General features: G+C 67.1%; 4 protein-coding genes. 3 read left to right on the top strand and 1 reads right to left on the bottom strand.

All coding sequences use genetic code 11. From position 1 onward, the window contains the following. From ABF401_RS00455 to ABF401_RS00445, 3 genes are all read left to right on the top strand, one after another. On the top strand, nt 1-1,065 hold a 1,065-nt coding region (locus ABF401_RS00455), incomplete at its 5' end, for an ATP-binding protein (protein WP_353507552.1). A gap of 17 nt (nt 1,066-1,082) precedes the next feature. Next, on the top strand, nt 1,083-1,889 hold the full coding sequence (hcaB, locus tag ABF401_RS00450) for a 3-(cis-5,6-dihydroxycyclohexa-1,3-dien-1-yl)propanoate dehydrogenase (protein WP_353507551.1): 807 nt from the start codon (nt 1,083-1,085) through the stop codon (nt 1,887-1,889). A gap of 693 nt (nt 1,890-2,582) precedes the next feature. Next, nucleotides 2,583-3,977 carry a hypothetical protein gene (locus ABF401_RS00445; RefSeq protein ID WP_353507550.1) on the top strand — a complete coding sequence of 465 codons (1,395 nt, stop codon included), beginning with the start codon at nt 2,583-2,585 and terminating at the stop codon, nt 3,975-3,977. 32 nt (nt 3,978-4,009) lie between these two features. On the opposite strand, the gene ABF401_RS00440 is transcribed toward ABF401_RS00445, so the two are convergent. Next, on the bottom strand, nt 4,010-4,432 hold the full coding sequence (locus ABF401_RS00440; protein WP_353507549.1) for a VOC family protein: 423 nt from the start codon (nt 4,430-4,432) through the stop codon (nt 4,010-4,012). Between the last annotated feature and the right edge of the window lie 20 nt (nt 4,433-4,452).

The raw sequence follows: 4,452 nt of genomic DNA, 5'->3' as shown, positions 1-4,452 counted from the left end.
GGTGACCAGACGGCCGCGGGCAAGCTGATCGACCGGGCCATTCGCTCGGCCGAGCGCGCCCAGGACGACCAGCTGCTCAGGCTGCTGCTCGGCTCCAGGGCGGAGATGGACCTGTGGCTCGGCGAGTACGACCGCGCGATGGACCTCTACGGCGAGGCGCTCAGCATCGCCTCGACGATCGGTGACGTCTCTGCTCGTCCGTTGTTGCTGTCCGAGCTGGGCTGGGTCTCCCTGCTCACCGGTGACCTGCCCACAGCAGCCCGGCTGGCCGGTGAGGCCCTCGAGGTGGCTGAAGATCTCGGGAACCGCAGGGCGATGACCAGCTCCCTTCGGCTCATGGCCGAGTCCTCGCTGCGACAGGGCCGATTCGCGGATGCGGAGGTGGAGGCGCAACAGGCGCTGGCAGTCGCCGAGGGCTTGGGTGCCCCCGCCGAGACCGCCGGCGTCAGGTGCACCCAGGCCTCGGCTGCCCTGGAGCAGCGAGACCACACCGCCGCGGCGCAGCTGGCCGAATCCGCCCTCGCCCTCGCCGCTCTTGGATATGCCATGCGCACGACACTCCCGCAGTGGGTCCTTGGTGTCGTGGCGCTCGAACGAGGTGACCTGAACGAGGCCGACACCCAGCTCCGCGCCGGTGTCGGAAAGGATGGCACCGGTGCGCCACGTCACCTGGCCAACAGCAGGTGGGGTCTGGCGCGCGTGAGGCTGGCCGCCGGCAACGCACCCGAGGCCGCCCGACTGCATCGGCAGGCCTTGAGGCTGCGCCATGGCATGAGGGATCGGCTCGGCGTGGCGGAATCGCTCGTCGGCGCTGCCTCCGTCGTCGCCAGCGCCGACCCGTCCACCGCCGCGGCCCTCTTGTCAGAAGCCGAACGGATCCGGGGCGACTGCGCCGCAGTGGCGACGCCTCGTCAGGCTGCCGACGTGGCGGCCGTCCGCGCGCTCCTGGGTGGGCACGAGCAGGTCCCGGAGGAGGAAGCGGTCCTCGCTGAGGGTGTGGCCGTGGATCGCGCCCTGAGTGCATTGGCTCAGATCGAGCACTCGACCGCCGCACGGGCGGACTGACAACCAAGGAGGACGACATGGGCTGGCTGGAAGGCGACGTGGCACTCATCTCGGGCGCGGGTTCGGGACTCGGGTTGGCGTTGGTGGACCGCTTCGTTGCCGAGGGCGCCCGAGTGCTCGCCCTCGACCGTGATGCTGACCGGGTGAGGAGCGTGGAGTCCACCCACCCGGGCGCCGTCGTGGGCGTCGTCGGCGATGTCACCGCTCCCTCGGACAACGAGAAGGCAGTCGCCCAGGCCTTGTCGGCCTTCGGCCGGCTGGACACGTTTGTCGGCAACGCGGGCCTGTTCGACTATGGCGCGCGCCTCGTCGACACCCCCATGGAGGCCCTGAGCCGCGGATTCGACGAGCTCTTCGCGGTCAACGTCAAGGGCTACTTGCTCGGCGTCAAGGCAGCAGTCGACGCCCTCATCGAGTCCTCCGGGAGTGTCGTGCTGACCGCCTCGCTGGCGTCCCGAAATGCCGGCGTCGGCGGTGCCGTGTACACCGCATCGAAGCACGCCGTCGTCGGGCTGGTCGAGCAGCTGGCCCTCGAACTGGCGCCGGACGTGCGCGTCAACGGCGTCGCGCCCGGCTTCATGCGGACCGACATTCGAGGCCCTCGGGCTCTGGGCCTGGCGGACCGCACCTTGGGCTCGATGCCGGATCTCGACGAGCTGGCACGTGCCCTGCTGCCCCTGCAGTTCCTCCCCGCGCCGGCCGACTACACCGGCCACTTCGTCCAGCTCGCCTCGCGAGCCAATGCGGCCGCCACGACTGGCGTCGTCGTCGAGTGCGACGGCGGCTTCTCGGTGCGGGGGATGGGACCGCCCCCCGGTCCGTGACCCAACCCGTCGCGACAGCCTCACTGTCCAGCGAGTGAAGCGGCGTACTCGGCCTCGCTCGTGAGGGAGGAACGCAGGTCGAAGTGAATGCGGTTCTTGACCGCCAGCCGCATGGTGGGCAATGGCGGGGCCGCGCAGGGACGGCCGGGTCATGCGCCGGGTGCGGATGACGACGACGAGGCCGTATGCCGCTGAGCTCGGACCCCGACCGACGTGACCGACCGCGTCTGGCTGAGGAGTGACAACCCGCTTGACCTCACGCGCACGTGAACCTGCATCGGCTTCCTCGTGACTGTGAAGAGTGATGCTGGCGATGCCGTTGCAGATCGTGAGTTACCCTCTGGAGCAAGCCTGTTCACGAGCCACGGGCTCGTCGGCGCGGCGCCCCTCGCGACCTACCTGATCTCGCTCGCTGCGGCCGGCTGGTGGGCGGACCGTCGGGGGCCAGTTCCGGTGCTGCGGACGGGTGCGCTCACGTTCGTCGGGGGACAGCCTAGACGCTCACGCACGGCATGGAGTGCTTGAGCGTGTGAGCTGGCAGCCGGCTCAGCTCGATCGGCTTTGAAAAGAACGCGTTATCGCGGTCCCTACGTGCATGACGAACGGATTAAGCCACGTTTCAGCGATTTCCCGCGACCCGTCCCGATGAGGGCTATGGTCCGAAGCACAAAACGCTACAAAGGGGGCATCGAGGTGGCTGAGGAGAACTGGCATCAAGCACGGCTGATTCCAACATCAGGGATCAACGGAGCGGAGGAACAGGAACGTAGAGCAACGTCCGCCCTTCTCGCGGTGATGTCCTCCGTGAAGGAGTTCGGGCGCGGCATCACCCAGCCGCTGGGCGCGATCGCTGGCATGGTCGAGACGTACATCGAAGTTCCCTTCGTCGTCGGTGAGAAACGGCTCTACCCAGACGGTCTCGTCAGGGTCAGTCGTGGCTCCCGGAACTGGACAGCCTCGGTTGAGGTGAAAACCGGCAACAACACGCTCGTCCCCGAGCAGATCGAGAACTACCTCGACATCGCCAAGGAGCAGGGTTACGACGCCGTGCTCACGATCTCCAATGAGATTCCAGCCATCGCCGGGCAGCACCCGACCAAGGTCGACAAACGCAAGGTCCGGAAGGTGGCCCTCCATCACCTGTCCTGGTCCCAAGTCCTCTGCGAAGCGGTGATGCAGAAGGAACACCGAGGCGTTGCGGACCCCGATCAGGCATGGATTCTCGGAGAGTTGATCCGTTACCTGGAGCACCCGCGATCAGGTGCCCTCGAGTTCGACGACATGGGCGAGAACTGGGTCCCGGTGCGACAGGCCGTCGCAAGCGGCACGCTTCGGGCCTCGGACAAGACCGCTCCCGAGGTCGCTGCTCGGTGGGATGCGCTGCTGCGCTTCGCCAGCCTCCAGCTCGGACGGAAGCTCGGCGAGGAAGTCACGCCAGTCCTGTCTCGCAAGGAGCTGGCTGAGCCGATCCTGCGCTCGCAACACCTGGTGGCTTCCCTTGCGAATGACGGCAAGCTGACCGGAACAATCCGCATCCCGCACGCCATTGGCCCAATCGTGGTGACCGCGGACCTCAGGGCAGGCCAGCTGACCTGCCATGTGGACATTGACGCTCCGAAGGAGGGCAGGCCAGCAACGAGGGTCAAGTGGCTTCTACGGCAGATGCCTGAAGCGTCCGACGGCATGAGGGTAGAGGCGTTCGCCCTGCATACCCGGGGCGCCGGTGCTGCGGAACTGCTTCGAGACGTGCGAGAGAACCCGCTACTGCTCGTGAGTGACCCCACCAAGGAACTGCGGTCATTCCGGGTAGCGGTCTCAAAGCCCTTGGGCAGTAAGCGGGGCCGAGGGCGAGGCTCCTTCATCGACTCGGTGAATGATGCCATCAACGCCTTCTACCGCGAAGTAGTGCAGAACCTGAAGGCATGGCGAGCTGCGCCCCCTCAAATGCGCGCGCTTTCGCCAGTGGAGGTGCCAGACGCCCGGCTCACCTCGACTGCTCTGTCATCGCAGGACGGGGCAGATGAGCGTGTGACCGAGCGGGCCAGTGGGGGGCCGACCGCCCAGGACGTCGATGGAACGCACGCATAGCCTCCGTTCGGGGGCTTGATGCTCGGGTTCGGTCACTCGGAGCCAGAGGATTTCCCAGCGAGTGAAGCGGCGTACTCGGCGTCGCTCTTGAGGATGCAGAACTCGTTGCCCTCGGGGTCGGCCATGACGTACCACCCGGTGCCCGGGCCGTAGAGGCCCCGGCGGTCCGCGACGAGCGTCGCGCCCAGGCCGAGCAGCCGCTCATACTCCTCGTCCTGGGTGATGTCGGTGGAACGCAGGTCGAAGTGGATGCGGTTCTTGACCGACTTCGGCTCAGGGACCTCGATGAACAGGATGCGGTGTCCGTCAGTCGTGGAGTGGATCATGCACTCCTCGTGGCCCGGCTCGTTGGGGTCGTCTGGGATGTCCGCATAGCCGAGCACCTGCTTCCACCACTCGGACAGCTCGTAGGCGTTGCGGCAGTCGATCGTCGTGTGCGAGACGCGTGAAGTCATGGACCACAGCCTGTCCGACC

The sequence above is a fragment of the Intrasporangium sp. genome (genome assembly GCF_040414665.1).
In the GTDB taxonomy this organism is placed as follows: Bacteria; Actinomycetota; Actinomycetes; order Actinomycetales; family Dermatophilaceae; genus Intrasporangium.
This window is presented reverse-complemented; position numbering and strand designations above follow the sequence as displayed.